The organism is Neisseria gonorrhoeae (genome assembly GCF_003315235.1).
Lineage (GTDB): Bacteria > Pseudomonadota > Gammaproteobacteria > Burkholderiales > Neisseriaceae > Neisseria > Neisseria gonorrhoeae.
The window spans coordinates 24,334-38,424 of sequence record NZ_QNRU01000002.1 but is presented as its reverse complement, the minus strand read 5'-3'; the positions used below and the strand labels follow the sequence as shown (position 1 = coordinate 38,424).

16 protein-coding genes and 1 pseudogene are annotated in these 14,091 nt (G+C 56.6%); 6 read left to right on the top strand and 11 right to left on the bottom strand.

Annotation, left to right across the window (positions count from 1 at the left end; all coding sequences use genetic code 11):
- The first annotated feature begins 89 nt into the window (after window positions 1-89).
- From DFR77_RS01185 to DFR77_RS01175, 3 genes are all read left to right on the top strand, one after another.
- The gene (locus tag DFR77_RS01185) at window positions 90-1,586 is read left to right on the top strand and encodes an NADH-quinone oxidoreductase subunit M (RefSeq protein WP_003691918.1); all 1,497 of its coding nucleotides are present in this window, start codon (window positions 90-92) and stop codon (window positions 1,584-1,586) included.
- Window positions 1,587-1,595: 9 nt separating this feature from the next.
- Entirely contained in the window at window positions 1,596-3,041 is a 1,446-nt protein-coding gene (gene nuoN / locus DFR77_RS01180; RefSeq protein WP_003694246.1) for an NADH-quinone oxidoreductase subunit NuoN, read from the top strand.
- A gap of 111 nt (window positions 3,042-3,152) precedes the next feature.
- Window positions 3,153-3,452, top strand: coding sequence for a DUF2818 family protein (locus tag DFR77_RS01175; RefSeq protein WP_010359269.1), 300 nt, complete (start codon window positions 3,153-3,155; stop codon window positions 3,450-3,452).
- Window positions 3,453-3,568: 116 nt separating this feature from the next.
- On the opposite strand, the gene DFR77_RS01170 is transcribed toward DFR77_RS01175, so the two are convergent.
- The 10 genes from DFR77_RS01170 to DFR77_RS01120 all read right to left on the bottom strand — a co-directional run bounded on the left by DFR77_RS01170 (window position 3,569) and on the right by DFR77_RS01120 (window position 10,855).
- Entirely contained in the window at window positions 3,569-4,465 is an 897-nt protein-coding gene (locus tag DFR77_RS01170; protein ID WP_003691917.1) for a polyprenyl synthetase family protein, read from the bottom strand.
- A complete protein-coding gene (locus DFR77_RS01165; protein ID WP_003697631.1) occupies window positions 4,449-4,760 on the bottom strand; it encodes an exodeoxyribonuclease VII small subunit in 312 nt (103 codons plus the stop codon). The genes DFR77_RS01170 and DFR77_RS01165 overlap by 17 nt, the downstream gene beginning before the upstream one ends.
- Before the next feature lie 25 nt (window positions 4,761-4,785).
- The gene (gene rsgA, locus DFR77_RS01160; RefSeq protein WP_003694242.1) at window positions 4,786-5,709 is read right to left on the bottom strand and encodes a ribosome small subunit-dependent GTPase A; all 924 of its coding nucleotides are present in this window, start codon (window positions 5,707-5,709) and stop codon (window positions 4,786-4,788) included.
- A gap of 4 nt (window positions 5,710-5,713) precedes the next feature.
- Window positions 5,714-7,570, bottom strand: a complete 1,857-nt coding sequence (locus tag DFR77_RS01155) for an ABC transporter ATP-binding protein (RefSeq protein WP_003698959.1) — start codon at window positions 7,568-7,570, stop codon at window positions 5,714-5,716.
- Between the two features lie 26 nt (window positions 7,571-7,596).
- The gene (locus DFR77_RS01150) at window positions 7,597-7,734 is read right to left on the bottom strand and encodes a hypothetical protein (RefSeq protein ID WP_003689926.1); all 138 of its coding nucleotides are present in this window, start codon (window positions 7,732-7,734) and stop codon (window positions 7,597-7,599) included.
- The gene (gene ruvA / locus DFR77_RS01145) at window positions 7,734-8,318 is read right to left on the bottom strand and encodes a Holliday junction branch migration protein RuvA (protein ID WP_003689924.1); all 585 of its coding nucleotides are present in this window, start codon (window positions 8,316-8,318) and stop codon (window positions 7,734-7,736) included. Before ruvA ends, DFR77_RS01150 begins: the two co-directional genes overlap by 1 nt.
- A gap of 81 nt (window positions 8,319-8,399) precedes the next feature.
- A complete protein-coding gene (locus DFR77_RS01140) occupies window positions 8,400-8,726 on the bottom strand; it encodes a PepSY domain-containing protein (RefSeq protein ID WP_003689921.1) in 327 nt (108 codons plus the stop codon).
- 60 nt (window positions 8,727-8,786) lie between these two features.
- A complete protein-coding gene (locus DFR77_RS01135) occupies window positions 8,787-9,473 on the bottom strand; it encodes a septal ring lytic transglycosylase RlpA family protein (protein WP_003689919.1) in 687 nt (228 codons plus the stop codon).
- A gap of 127 nt (window positions 9,474-9,600) precedes the next feature.
- Window positions 9,601-10,065, bottom strand: a complete 465-nt coding sequence (gene trmL, locus DFR77_RS01125) for a tRNA (uridine(34)/cytosine(34)/5-carboxymethylaminomethyluridine(34)-2'-O)-methyltransferase TrmL (RefSeq protein ID WP_003689916.1) — start codon at window positions 10,063-10,065, stop codon at window positions 9,601-9,603.
- A gap of 64 nt (window positions 10,066-10,129) precedes the next feature.
- Window positions 10,130-10,855: a ComF family protein gene (locus DFR77_RS01120; protein ID WP_003694234.1), complete on the bottom strand. Its 726-nt coding sequence runs from the start codon at window positions 10,853-10,855 to the stop codon at window positions 10,130-10,132.
- On the opposite strand from DFR77_RS01120, the gene bioH reads away from it, so the two are divergent.
- Together bioH and DFR77_RS01110 are read left to right on the top strand one after the other, a co-directional pair.
- Complete coding sequence (bioH, locus tag DFR77_RS01115) at window positions 10,854-11,603, top strand: pimeloyl-ACP methyl ester esterase BioH (protein WP_010359261.1); 750 nt, start codon at window positions 10,854-10,856, stop codon at window positions 11,601-11,603. The two genes, DFR77_RS01120 and bioH, sit on opposite strands and share 2 nt — an antisense overlap.
- The gene (locus DFR77_RS01110) at window positions 11,600-12,388 is read left to right on the top strand and encodes a class I SAM-dependent methyltransferase (protein ID WP_003694232.1); all 789 of its coding nucleotides are present in this window, start codon (window positions 11,600-11,602) and stop codon (window positions 12,386-12,388) included. The genes bioH and DFR77_RS01110 overlap by 4 nt, the downstream gene beginning before the upstream one ends.
- Before the next feature lie 80 nt (window positions 12,389-12,468).
- On the opposite strand, the pseudogene DFR77_RS13580 reads toward DFR77_RS01110, so the two are convergent.
- A pseudogene (locus tag DFR77_RS13580) lies at window positions 12,469-12,579 on the bottom strand (IS5/IS1182 family transposase); the annotation flags it as partial.
- Window positions 12,580-12,697: 118 nt separating this feature from the next.
- On the opposite strand from DFR77_RS13580, the gene DFR77_RS01100 reads away from it, so the two are divergent.
- Window positions 12,698-14,071 carry a hypothetical protein gene (locus tag DFR77_RS01100; RefSeq protein WP_003698956.1) on the top strand — a complete coding sequence of 458 codons (1,374 nt, stop codon included), beginning with the start codon at window positions 12,698-12,700 and terminating at the stop codon, window positions 14,069-14,071.
- The last annotated feature ends 20 nt before the right edge of the window (window positions 14,072-14,091 follow it).

Here is a 14,091-nt window from a genome sequence, read left to right as displayed (position 1 = left end):
TTCCTTCTTTCAGACGACTTCCTAAAACGCTGTCTGTAAAGACCAACCCATACAACTATATTTTTTATTTTAACCACAGGTTAACCACTATGTTTTCCAACTACCTACTCAGCTTGGCAATATGGATACCCATCGCCGCAGGCGTGCTGGTTTTGGCGACCGGTAAAGACAGCCGTGCGCCGCTGGCGCGTGTGCTTGCCTTCATGGGAGCGCTTGCCGGTTTCTTGGTAACGTTGCCCCTGTTTACCGGTTTCGACCGTTTGAGCGGCGGCTATCAATTTACCGAGTTCCACGAGTGGATTCCGCTTCTGAAAATCAACTATGCATTGGGCGTGGACGGTATTTCAGTGCTCTTTATCATCTTGAATGCGTTTATTACGCTGCTGGTGGTATTGGCCGGTTGGGAAGTCATTCAGAAACGTCCGGCGCAGTATATGGCGGCATTCCTGATGATGTCGGGTTTGATTAACGGCGCGTTTGCCGCGCAGGATGCGATTCTGTTTTATGTGTTCTTCGAGGGTATGCTGATTCCGCTGTACCTGATTATCGGTGTATGGGGCGGCCCGCGCCGCGTCTATGCGTCGGTCAAGCTGTTCCTCTATACGCTGACGGGTTCGCTCTTGATGTTGGTTGCCATGGTTTACCTGTACTATCAGACAGGCAGCTTCTCTATTGTCGATTTCCAAAACATCAAACAGATTCCGTTGGGCGTACAACAGCTTTTGTTTGTAGCGTTCTTCCTGTCATTTGCCGTAAAAGTGCCGATGTTCCCCGTACACACTTGGCTGCCGGATGCCCACGTTGAAGCGCCGACCGGCGGTTCGATGGTGTTGGCGGCAATTACGCTGAAACTGGGTGCGTATGGTTTCTTGCGCTTTATCTTGCCGATTATGCCGGACGCGGCTCGCTATTTTGCCCCCGTAATCATCGTATTGAGCCTGATTGCCGTAATTTATATCGGTATGGTGGCCCTGGTGCAAACCGATATGAAGAAACTGGTGGCGTATTCGTCCATCAGCCATATGGGTTTTGTAACGCTTGGGATGTTTTTGTTTGTTGACGGGCAGTTGGACGACTGGGCGTTGAAAGGCGCGGTCATTCAGATGATTTCGCACGGCTTCGTGTCGGCGGCGATGTTTATGTGCATCGGTGTGATGTACGACCGCCTGCACACGCGCAATATTGCCGATTACGGCGGCGTGGTCAATGTGATGCCCAAGTTTGCGGCGTTTATGATGTTGTTCGGTATGGCGAACGCCGGCCTGCCTGCGACTTCCGGCTTCGTGGGCGAGTTTATGGTGGTTATGGGCGCGGTTAAAGTGAATTTCTGGGTGGGCGCGCTGGCGGCTATGACGCTGATTTACGGCGCGTCTTATACCCTGTGGATGTACAAGCGCGTGATTTTCGGCGCGATTCACAATCCGCACGTTGCCGAAATGAAAGACATCAATTGCCGCGAGTTTGCGATTCTGGCGGTTTTGGCGGTTGCTGTTTTGGGGATGGGCCTGTATCCGAACGCATTTATCGAAGTGGTGCATCAGGCGGCAAACGATTTGATTGCCCATGTGGCGCAAAGCAAGATTTGAGGTGTGTAAATGAATTGGTCAGATTTGAATTTAATGCCCGCACTGCCCGAAGTCGCGCTGCTGTCGCTGCTGGTGTTATTGTTGCCGGCGGACTTGTGGGCCAGTGATGACAAATGCCGTTGGACGCATTACGGCGCGTTGGCAACGGTGGCGGTTACGGCGGCGGTGCAGCTTGCCGTGTGGGAACAGGGCAGCACGTCTTCGTTCAACGGGATGTATATTGCGGACGGTATGTCGCGTTTGGCAAAAATGGTTTTATATGCCTTGACGTTTGTCCTGTTTGTCTATGCCAAGCCCTACAACCAAGTGCGCGGTATTTTCAAAGGCGAGTTTTACACCCTGTCGCTGTTTGCCCTCTTGGGCATGAGCGTGATGGTGAGCGCGGGGCATTTTTTAACTGCCTATATCGGTTTGGAACTCTTGTCGCTCGCCCTTTACGCCCTGATTGCCCTGCGCCGCGATTCCGGTTTTGCCGCCGAAGCCGCCTTGAAATATTTTGTTCTGGGCGCGCTGGCATCCGGCCTGCTGCTCTACGGTATTTCTATGGTTTACGGCGCAACCGGTTCGCTGGAATTTGCCGGCGTGCTCGCCTCTTCCTTCAATGAAGAAGCTAACGAATGGCTGTTGAAACTGGGTCTGGTGTTTATCGTCGTCGCCGTTGCGTTCAAACTCGGCGCGGTACCGTTCCATATGTGGATGCCCGACGTGTATCACGGCGCGCCCACTTCTGTTACCGCCTTGGTCGGCACTGCCCCGAAAATCGCCGCCGTCGTTTTCGCTTTCCGCATCCTCGTTACCGGGCTGGGAACCGTGCATCATGACTGGTCTCTGATGTTTGCCCTGCTTGCCGCCGCCTCGCTGCTGGTCGGCAACCTTGCCGCCATCATGCAGACCAATATCAAACGTATGCTCGCCTATTCCACCGTATCGCATATGGGTTTCATCCTGTTGGCGTTTATGGCGGGCGCGGTCGGCTTTGCGGCGGGCCTCTATTACGCCATTACCTACGCGCTGATGGCGGCGGCAGGGTTCGGCGTGTTGATGGTGTTGTCGGACGGGGACAACGAGTGCGAAAACATCAGCGATTTGGCAGGGTTGAACCAACACCGCGTATGGCTTGCCTTTTTGATGCTGCTGGTTATGTTCTCTATGGCGGGCATTCCGCCGCTGATGGGTTTTTACGCCAAATTCGGCGTGATTATGGCGCTTTTGAAACAAGGCTATGTATGGTTGTCGGTGTTTGCCGTCGTGATGTCGCTGGTTGGCGCGTTCTACTACCTGCGCGTGGTCAAAGTCATGTATTTTGACGAATCCGGCCGCGCCCGTCCCGCCGCCGGCGGCAACAATGCCGCAAAATCCCTCTTAAGCGTCAACGCGCTGCTGTTGGTGCTGTGGGGCATTATGCCGCAAACCGTTATCGACTGGTGCGCCAAGGCGTTGGAGAACACGCTGTGAGCCGCCGAAACGGCAGCCGTGTCAGAGGCTGCCGTTTTTGTTAAGATATGCCGTTCCGCAATGCAGTTCAGACGGCATCGCCGCCGACAATGCCCAAACAGAAAGCCCACCATGACCGCATCCATGTACATCCTTTTGGTCTTGGCACTCATCTTTGCCAACGCCCCCTTCCTCACGACCAGACTGTTCGGCGTGGCCGCGCTCAAGCGCAAACATTTCGGACACCACCTGATCGAGCTGGCGGCAGGTTTCGCGCTGACCGCCTCTCTTGCCTACATCCTCGAATCCCGTGCGGGAGCGGTACACAATCAGGGTTGGGAGTTTTACGCCACCGTCGTCTGCCTGTACCTCATTTTCGCCTTCCCGTGTTTCGTGCGGCGGTATTTTTGGCACACGCGCAACAGGGAATAAACAAGCAAACAAGCATAGGAATGCCGTCTGAAACCCTTTCAGACGGCATTTGTTTCATTCAAGTGCAGGCCGGCATCGCTGTGCCGGCACGTTTCAGTCGGCGATATACGCCGGTTTTAATATTTGCGTGCGACTGCAAATTCTGCCAACTGCCGCAGGCGCAGGGCTTTGTCGCCGAAGGGTTCGAGCAGCGCGACTGCTTCGGCAACCAGTTTGTGTGCGTATGAGCGCGCCGCTTCCAAGCCCATCAGTTTCACATAAGTCGGCTTGTCGTTGTCGGCATCTTTGCCCGCCGTCTTGCCCAAAGTCGCCGTGTCCGCTTCACAATCCAACACATCGTCGATGACTTGGAACGCCAAACCCAGTTTTGCCGCGTAAGCGTCCAATACGGCAAGTTCCGCGTCGGACAGATCGGGACACGCCGTCGCCCCCAATAAAACCGCCGCACGGATCAACGCCCCCGTTTTCAGGCTGTGCATCCGTTCCAAATCGGCTTGAACCATTTGTTTGCCGACATTTGCCAAATCGATTGCCTGTCCGCCCGCCATACCCGCGCTGCCGCCCGCTTTTGCCAACACCGACAACATTGCCAACTGGCGTGCGGCGGGCAGTTCTGTCGGACGGCTCAACACGTCGAAGGCTTGGGTTTGTAAAGCGTCGCCGGTCAGAAGGGCGGTGGCTTCGCCATATTTGATGTGGCAGGTCGGTTTGCCGCGCCGCAGGCTGTCGTTGTCCATCGCCGGCATATCGTCGTGAACCAAAGAATAGACGTGGATCATTTCGATTGCCGCCATTGCCTGTCCGACCGCATCCGCCACGGCCCCGCCCAATTCCGAAGCCGCCAGCACCAGCATCGGGCGCAGACGCTTGCCGCCGTCCAAAGCCGCATAGCGCATCGCTTCGTGCAGCGTGTGCGGGATTTCGTTTCCAGACGGCAAAAAGCGTTCCAGCAGCAGCTCTGTCTGCGCCTGCGCCCTCTGTTGCCACGCTTTCAAATCATTCGTCGGATTCAAGGTTCAACTCCTTCGTCCCGTCCGCATCCAAAACCTGTAATTTTTGTTCGACTTGGGCCAGCTTGGTTTGGCAGTACCTGACCAGCTCGTTGCCTTCCTGATAGGCGGCAAGCGCGTCTTCCAAGGGCATTTCGCCCTGCATGGACTGCGTCAGCGATTCAAGGCGCGACAAGGCCTCTTCAAACGATTTCGGGGTGTTTTTCTTCATAGTTTCGGGTGTTCCGGTAAAAAGCGGATTGTAGCATTTTTGCAAAACGGATGCCGTCTGAAACCCGAATCCGGCTTCAGACGGCATTTTTTCCGCCCCGGTCGGCAAGGCGTTACCCGAGCAGTTCGTCGGTGATGCCCTGTAAAAAGGCGAGGCGTTCGGGGCTTGCCGCCCCGGTTTCGGCGGCGGCTTTGAAGGCGCAGCCGGGTTCGGCGCGGTGGGTGCAGTTGTGGAAGCGGCATTGCCCGACAAGGTGGCGGAAATCGGGGAAATAGTGCGGCAAATCGGCGGCTTGGAGGTGGTGTAAACCAAATTCTTGCAAACCCGGGGAGTCGATGAGTTGGGTTTCGCCGTTCAAATCATAAAGCCGGGCGTGGGTGGTGGTGTGTTTTCCCGAGTCGAGTGCGGCGGAAATGTCGCCGGTGCGGGCGGTTTGGCTGCCTAAAAGGGCGTTGGCCAGGGTGGATTTGCCCATACCGCTTTGTCCGAGCAGGATGTTGCTGTGCCCTTGCAGGACGGGGCGCAGGCTGTCGGCGTTTTCCAGCACGCGGGTTTCGATGACGGGGTAACCCAGCGTTTCGTAGAATTTGAGTTTTTCGAGCCAGAGGGCGGTTTCGGGCAGGTCGGCTTTGTTCAGGACGATGACGGCGCGGATGCCGGCGGCTTCGGCGGCAAGCAGGGCGCGCTGTAGCAGCCGCACGCTCGGACTCGGGACGGCGGCGGTTACGATGAGGAGTTGGGTAACGTTGGCGGCGATGAGTTTGGTTTTCCACGCGTCTTGGCGGTAGAGCAGGCTTTGGCGCGGTAAAAAATCTTCAATCACAACTTGTTCGGCGTTGACGGGGCTGATGCGGACGCGGTCGCCGCAGGCGAAATCGACGCGTTTTTTGCGGGTGCTGGCTTCGTAGGTTGTGCCGTCGGGCGTGCGGACGATGTAGCGGCGGCCGTAGCCGGCGGTAATTTGGGCGGTGTCGTTCATGGTTTCTTTGGGGTTGGGTGTGGAAATGCCGTCTGAAAAGGGGTGTTCGGACGGCATCGGTTCAGTCGTGCTGCCACTCGACGTGTTCGCTGAGGAAGCCGCCGCTCTGGTGCGCCCAGAGTTTGGCGTAAAGCCCGCGTTTTTCGAGGAGTTCGGCGTGTGTGCCTTCTTCGATGATGCGGCCTTTGTCGAGGACGACGAGCCTGTCCATCGCGGCAATGGTGGAGAGGCGGTGGGCGATGGCGATGACGGTTTTGCCTTCCATCATTTTGTCGAGGCTTTCTTGGATGGCGGCTTCAACTTCGGAATCGAGCGCGCTGGTGGCTTCGTCAAGCAGCAGGATGGGTGCGTCTTTGAGCATCACGCGGGCGATGGCGATGCGCTGGCGTTGCCCGCCGGAGAGTTTCACGCCGCGTTCGCCGACGTGCGCGTCGTAGCCGCTCCGCCCTTTGGCATCGGAAAGGTCGGGGATGAAGCCGGCGGCTTCGGCGCGTTCGGCGGCGGAAACCATTTCGGCATCGGTCGCGTCGGGGCGGCCGTAAATAATGTTGTCGCGCACGGAACGGTGCAGCAGCGAGGTATCTTGTGTGACCAAACCGATTTGGGCGCGTAAAGATTCTTGGGTAACGCCGCTTATGTCCTGCCCGTCGATCGAAACCGTGCCGCTTTGCGGTTCGTAGAAACGCAAAAGCAGGTTGACGATGGTGGATTTGCCCGCGCCGCTGCGTCCGATCAAGCCGACTTTTTCGCCGGGTTTGATATTCAGGTTAAAGCCGTTGAGCAGCGGTTTGCCGGCTTCGTAGCAAAAATCGACGTGTTCGAACTTGATTGCGCCTTGCGGCACGTTCAGCGGCAGGGCTTGGGGCTTGTCGAGGATGGTGTGCGGTTTGGACAGGGTCGCCATGCCGTCGTTGACGATGCCGATGTTTTCAAACAGCCGCGCGGATTCCCACATAATGTATTGCGACAGCCCGTTGGCGCGCAACGCCATCGCGGTGGCGGTGGCGACCGCACCCACGCCGACCTGTCCGTTGTGCCAAAGCCAGATGCCCAGTGCGGCGGCGGAGAGGGTCAGCGAAGTGTTGACGATGAAGCTGCACGAATGCAGCAGAGTCGCCAGCCGCATTTGGGCGCGCACCGTAACCATAAATTCTTCCATCGACTGCTTGGCATAGACGGCTTCGCGCGCGCCGTGGAAAAAGAGTTTGACGGTGGCGATATTGGAATAGGCATCGGTAATGCGGCCGGTCATCAGCGAGCGGGCATTCGCCTGCCGTGCGGCGGTTTGCCCCAATCTGGGAATCAGCAGGCGCATTACCGAAGCGAAACCGATTATCCAGCCGATAAAGGGCAGCAGCAGCCATGAGTCGAGCGAGGCGAGAATCACGCCCGAAGTGATGAAATACACCGACACATAAACGACCATATCGGCAACCGTCATCACCGCGTCGCGCAACGCCAGCGCGGTCTGCATGACTTTGGCGGACACGCGGCCGGCAAATTCGTCCTGATAAAAACCGAGGCTCTGGTTCAGCATCAGGCGGTGGAAGTTCCAGCGCAGGCGCATAGGGAACACGCCCTGAAGGGTTTGCAGGCGCACGTTGGACGCGGCAAACGCCCACACGACCGAAAACACCATCATCGCCGCCATTGCCGCCAGTTCCCAACCTTTTTCGGCAAACAGTTCGGCGGGCGCGTATTTGCCGAGCCACTCTACGATTTTGCCCATAAATTGAAAAATCAGGGCTTCCATAATGCCGATGCCGGCGGTCAGCGCAGCTAGGGCGGCTATCCATTTCCGCACCCCGTCCATACTGCTCCAGACAAACCGGCACAAGCCTTTTTCGGGCGTTTTCGGCGCGGCTTCGGGGTAGGGGTCGATTCGGGACTCGAACCAGGAAAATATTTTGTTCAACATTGTTTTCGATTTCGGTAAACACAGTTTCAGACGGCATCAAACACAATGCCGTCCGAAAGGAGGGACAATAACGCCATTTTACGGGAAAAGCCGTCGGGAAGACAGCGCGGGGCGGAAACGCAGGGTTTCGTCAGGGCAAACGCCGCGCCGCCTTCGGACGGCATTATTTCAGCAGGTTTTTCAGGGCAAGGCGCACGCCTTCGCCCACGTCCGTCCCCTTCGGAACGCCTTTGACCGCCGCTTTTGCCTCGCGTTCGTTGTAACCCAGCGCAAGCAGCGTGCTGACGATGTCTTCCGTTTCGTCGGCGGCGGGTGAGGCGGCAAACAGCCCGTCCGTTACCGTATGCGCGACCAGCTTGCCGCGCAGTTCCAAGACCATACGTTCGGCGGTTTTTTTGCCGATTCCCGGAGCGGAGGAGAGGCGTTTGACATCTTCTTCTGCAACCGCCCGCGCCAGCTCGTCTGCCGTCATCGCCGACAAAATGCCCAAAGCCGTTTTCGCGCCGATGCCGCCGACCTTAATCAGTTGGCGGAAGGTCTTGCGTTCTTCCGCAGTGGCAAAACCAAATAAAAGATGTGCGTCTTCCCGAATGATAAGCTGGGTAAACAGTTGTACGCTTTCACCCACGGGCGGCAGGTTGTAGAAGGTCTGCATCGATACGTCGGCTTCATAACCGACACCGTTGACATCGATGACGATTTGCGGAGGGTTTTTTTCAACCAGTTTGCCGGTCAGTCTGCTGATCATGTGTGCCGAATCCTGAAGTGTCGGGTGCAAAATGCCGTCTGAAACCGGTTCGGGCTCCAGACGGCACGGATTGTATCAAATTCAGTCGTCGCGGCGGGAGGAAATCACGCGGCCGGTACGGGCATCGACAACGACTTTGTATTCCTGTCCGTTTTTGACGATTTCGACATCATAGTGCGGACGGCCGTCGTCGTGTTCGAGATCGATGTCGGTGATTTTGCCGCCGACACGCGCCCAAGCCGCTTTTTCGGCTTGGGCGCGGCTGATGATTTTGTCTTGTTTGCCGTGTTGGTGTGCGGCGTGTCCGTGGTCGTCATCGCCGTGTCCGTCGTGGTGGGCGAGTGCGGGGGCGGAAATGCCCAACAGTGCGGTTGCGGCGGCGGTCAAGAGAAGGTGTTTGATGTTCATATTTGCCCTTGTAAATCAGGGGTTGAAAAATGGGGATATTAATAAGGTATCGAATAACCGTCAACCGGAGGTCAGTACCGCCCGAACCATACCGCGTGCCTGCGCTTCGGCTTCGGCGGCGCGTTCCTGCGAGGCAAACGGGCCCATTTTGACAACGTATTCGTAACGGCGTTTTTCAACCGAGAGGTTCGGGCTTGATGACGAAGCGGCGAAATTTTGGGCGGCTTGGTTCAGATAGGCTTGTGCTTCGTGTTCCGTACCGAAAGATTTCAAGTCGATAAAGATGTCTTTGTTTTCGGCAACCGGTGCGGATTGGCCCGGGACGATTTGTTCGATTTTGACGTGTGCCGTCCCTTGGCTGACAAAGCCCAATTTTTGCGCGGCGGCTTTGGATACGTCGATGATGCGGTTGCCGTGGAAGGGGCCGCGGTCGTTGACGCGGACGATGACGCTTTTGCCGTTTTTGGTGTTGGTTACGCGCACATGGCTGGGGATGGGCAGGGTTTTGTGGGCGGCGGTAAAGGCGTTCATATCGTAGCGGTCTCCGCCGGAAGTTTTGCGCCCGTGAAACCTGCCGCCGTACCACGAGGCGTTGCCGGTTTGCGTGAATTCGGCGACTTTGTAGCTGCGGTTGGCGGAGGCGTGCAGTTTTTCCGCCTTGACCACTGCGTCGGCGGATGCCGTCTGAAGGGAGTGTGTGCCGAACGCGGCGGTGAGGAGGAAAAGGGTTTTTCGGGTTAAAGTCAAAATGTGTTCCGTTCTTGAGTTGAAGACGGATGGGCATTATGCCCTACGGACGCGTTCCGAACCGCCGCACGCTGCGGCAGCGGTTCGGAATGTGTCCGAACGGTTTTCAGACGGCATGAACCTGCGTTCAAACGCCGCCTGCGTAACCGTGTTGCCGCCACGCTTCAAAGAGAATCACGGAGACGGTGTTGGAAAGGTTCATACTCCGGCTGCCGGGCCGCATCGGCAGGCGGATTTTTTGCGCGGCGGGCAGGCTGTCGAGGATGTCGGCAGGCAGCCCGCGCGTTTCCGGCCCGAACAGTAAAACGTCGCCTTTTTGAAACGCGGTTTCATCGGGGCGCGCCGTGCCTTTGGTGGTCAGGGCGAAAATACGTCGGCCTGCCAGCGACTTGAGGCAGTCGTCGAAGTTTTCGTGCACCGTCAGGCTGGCGAATTCGTGGTAGTCGAGCCCGGCGCGTTTCATTTTGGCGGAATCCAATGGGAAGCCGAGCGGTTTGACAAGGTGCAAATCCGCGCCGGTATTGGCGCACAGGCGGATGATGTTGCCCGTGTTCGGGGGGATTTCCGGCTGATATAAAACGATGGTAAGCATAAATATCAATCACTTATAGGCGCGTAACCTTGCCATAAGGCGGATGGGGTGTCAAAAAATTTAGTTATTTTTTCATTGGCGTGCGTGCCAGCGTCCAGCAGCAGATTCGGTTTGCGCCCGATTTTTTCAGTGTCTTTGCCAATTCGTCCAGCGTCGCGCCGGTGGTAAAGACATCGTCGATTAACAAAATATTACAGTTTTCCGGTATCGGTGTGCGGATTTCAAAGGCGTTTTTGATGTTTCGCCGCCGTTCGCCGCCTTTGAGCGTGCTTTGCGGCGGGCGGTGGTGTCGGAATACGGTGTGTCGGGGCAGTATCTGCCAGCCGTAGCGTTGCGCCAACAACCCGACGATGCTCTCGCTTTGGTTGAACCCGCGTTGCAGCAGCCGCTCCCTGCTTAGCGGAACGGGTAGGACGAAATCGAAACATTCGTCTGAAAGCCGGTCGGGCGGATTCTGCATCGTCAGGTCTGCCAGCGGCTGCGCCATGCCCAAATCAGCCAAGTGCTTCAGCGCGCGTATCATATTGCTGACGGGCGGTTCGTAATGCAGCGATGCCCACATCCGGTCGAATGCGGGCGGTTTTTTCTGACATCCGCCGCACACCGCGCCGCCTTGAACGTGCCTGAAACACAGGGGGCAGCTGTTTGCCGCGTCGGTGCGGTATGCCGCCAAATCGGTATTGCAGCCGGCGCAGATGCCGTCTGAAACGCCGGACGAACCGTGGCATAATACGCAACGCCTGATAGTGGGCGCGTCTGCGATGCGCCGCCAACAAGAGAGAAAATTCATGCCTGATGCTGCCAAAAAAGTTTACCTGATACACGGTTGGGGGGCGAACCGCCACGCGTTCGACGATTTGATGCCGCGCCTGCCCGCAACGTGGCCGGTGTCCGCCGTCGATTTGCCCGGACACGGGGACGCGCCCTTCGCGCAACCCTTCGATATTGAGGCAGCTGCCGACGGCATTGCCGCTCAAATCGATACGTCGGCCGACATTCTCGGCTGGTCACTCGGCGGATTGGTCGCGCTGTATCTGGCGGCGCGCCATCCCGACAAAGTCCGTTCGCTCTGCCTGACGGCGAGTTTCGCACGGCTGACGGCTGCCGAAGACTATCCCGAAGGGCTTGCCGCGCCTGCACTGGGCAAAATGGTCGGCGCGTTCCGAACGGATTATGCCAAACATATCAAACAGTTTCTACAACTCCAGCTTCTGCACACGCCTGATGCCGCCGAAATCATCGGCAGAATCCTGCCCGATTTGGCGCGCTGCGGCACGCCTCAAGCCTTACAGGAAGCTTTGGACGCGGCGGAAAGGGCGGATGCGCGGCATTTGTTGGACAAGATAGATGTTCCGGTACTGCTGGTGTTCGGCGGCAAAGACGCGATTACACCGCCGCGTATGGGCGAGTATCTGCATCGGCATTTGAAAGGAAGCAGGCTGGTTGTGATGGAAAAGGCGGCACACGCGCCGTTTTTGAGCCATGCGGAAGTGTTTGCCGCGCTGTACCGCGACTTTGTCGAAGGGGGTTTGACATGAATCCGCAGGACAAATGCTGGCAGGTTCACCGCCATCTTGCCGAACATACCGACCAACGCCTGACACTCGTCCGCAACGCGCCCGGGCATATCCTGCTTGCCGGTGCGGATGCGGACATCAGCCGCAGCCTGTTGGCGAAGCGCTATCCGCTGGCGGTATTTGAAGAATACGATTCCCGTGCGGATTTTTTGGCGGCTGCCGCAGCCGCGCGCAAGGGCGGTTTCTGGCAAAAACTGACGGGCAGGGGCGTGGTGCAGCACTGCCAATCCCCGACCGTGCCGCTGCCCGAAGCGTGTGCCGATATGTTGTGGTCGAACCTCGGACTGTTGGCGGCGGAACAAATCCTTCCCGTGCTGCACAACTGGGCGCGCGCGCTGAAGACGGACGGGCTGCTGTTTTTCACCTGCTTCGGGCGCGATACCTTGGCGGAACTGAAATCCCGTCTGAAAGAAAACGGCATTGAAAGCCGCAGCGTGATGTTTCCCGATATGCACGACTTGGCCGATATGCTCGCCGAAAACGGCTTTTACGATCCAGTTACCGATACGGCGAAGCTGGTGTTGGACTACAAAAAGGCGGAAACGTTTTGGGCGGATATGGACACGCTGGGCGTTTGGCGGGCGGTGGCGTGGGACGACGAAAACGCCGCGCGTTCGTGTGCCGGGGCGATATTTGAACGGGAAGGCGGTTTGGGCATTACGCTGGAAACGGTGTACGGACACGCCGTGAAAAAACTGGTGCTGCCGCAGGGGGAGAACGTGGTGCGTTTTTTTCCGAAGAGATGATGTGCAGATGACGTCTGAAGCCGTTTCCAAGTTTCAGACGGCATTTGTCTGTGAAAACCGACAGAAATAAAGGAAATGCCGATGTATAGTGAATTAAATTTAAACCGGTACGGCGTTGGCTCGCCTTGCCGTACTATCTGTACTGTCCGCGGCTTCGCCGCCTTGTCCTGATTTAAATTTAATCCACTATGTGCCGATGCCGGAGACGTATATTGCGTCTATAACATCAGACTGAAGCAGTACACTGCCTGCCAGGTTACCCGAGTTGAAGAACACGGTGGCAAAAAAACACATGCGACCCTGCTGGCTTTGGACTGGCGGGGCAACAAACCGCTTGGGGCGGCGGAGCTGGCGGATTTGAAACCGCTTTACAAAGACTTTATGTATTGGGAACGCGGTCTGCACATGTATAAGGCAAGTGCCGTCGTGCCGACGGGATATGTACGGGTTGGGAATACCGCGCCGCTGTGCGGCGAAGACACGCAGCGGTATGCCTCTTTTTGGGGCGACGGCTACGACGTGTACCGTCAGTTGAGATGGCGGCAGATACCCGAAAAACAGAGAAAGGCATTCAAAAAAGCCGCCAAAAGCAAAAATACCGTGATGTTTGCCGGACGGGAATACGGCATATCCAAACAGAATTTGAGCGATGTTTGGGATGATTTTGAAGACGCGATGGAACTGAAGGCGTTTCCCTGCCTGTCTTCGCTGTTTCTGACCAAGTGGCATAAAAATCTATATGAATATCTGGAGGAATATCCGTTTATCACCCGATTGTGTCTGGAAAACCACGGTCAGACCGTGCTGGATTTCAGCAATACGCGCATAACCGACCTTTCTGTCGATATGACCGGCGTGGAATCGCTTTATTTGAACGAAGGCTTGGACAGCCTGAACCTGAAAGGCGAAATCAAGGAAAACTGCAAGGTCTGTACCGCCGGAAAGGGCGCGGGTCTGATTTTGGAAGTGGGCAAAAGCGTTCCCAAAGTGCGGGGTTTGGAAAACCTGACCGCCGTCAACGTCATGGGCATTGCCGATTTCGATATGCAAAACCTGTCGGAAACGTATCCCAAGCTCAAAACCATACGGCTGTGGGGCAAACCGGGCAATATCGCCAATTTTTCCGCCGTATCGGGATTTGAGGATTTGGAAGTGTTCACTGCCGTAGATTTGTTCGGTTTCGGCGCGGACGACATCCCTCATCCCGACCGGCTGCCGAAGCTGCACAGGCTGTGGATGAGCAGCCTGCCCGAAGAGGCGGCGAAGGCAGTGAAGAAACTTTATAAGAAACGGAAGGAAGACGGGCTGGACCTGTGGATAGAAAAAGCCCGAAAACCCGAATGGCTGGCGCAAAATTTCGACAACCCCTTCCGCGATTGGGACGGCGCGGAGCATATCCCGAAAAGCCATGCCAAAAAAGCGGCGGAGCTGTACCGGAAAACCCGTGCCGGCGTGGTCAAACTGCTCGGCAATCCGCCTGAAAACACAGGGGAGGGGCTGGCAGAGGCGGTCAAAGCCTATACCGGAGGTTTCAACAAAATGGACAAAAAACACTTTATCGACACGGTAGAGCGGGAAGATATTGCCGAGGCGTTGGAAACGATATTGGACCTGATACCGGATGGGTCTTGTGCCGACAAGGAAAAACTGTTTGAAATATTTGATAAAAACAGGAATTTTTAAACAGAGGCAATGCCGTCTGA